This window comes from Pseudomonas sp. K5002, assembly GCF_013386655.1.
Taxonomy (GTDB): domain Bacteria; phylum Pseudomonadota; class Gammaproteobacteria; order Pseudomonadales; family Pseudomonadaceae; genus Aquipseudomonas.
Genome location: NZ_JACARK010000909.1, coordinates 595 through 857, shown reverse-complemented (window position 1 = coordinate 857; position 263 = coordinate 595). Strand labels below are relative to the sequence as shown.

Annotated in this window: 1 protein-coding gene; it reads left to right on the top strand. The window is 64.3% G+C overall.

Features of this window, described 5'->3' with window-relative positions; translation table 11 throughout:
- The coding region (locus tag HX846_RS39850) for a hypothetical protein (protein WP_256740145.1) at positions 1 to 263 on the top strand (263 nt) is incomplete at both ends.

Sequence of the window (263 nt, the reverse complement as noted above, 5' to 3'; positions counted from 1 at the left end):
GATGATCGGTACACTCAAGGCTGGTGCCGCCTTCCAGGCCCTGGACATTCAACAGCCGGCCACACGCCTGGCCGAACTGCTTAACCTGGGTGCAGCGCCGCTGCTACTGGTGTGCGACAGCGCCACCGGCGTGCTGGATAGCGTGCTGCCGCAGCTGCGCACACAGCCGACGTGCCTGGTCGCGCAGGCCCTGTGGCAAGGCGAGGACAAGCCCGCGATTGGATACGCGCACAACCCCGACCAACTGGCCTATGTGATTTTTA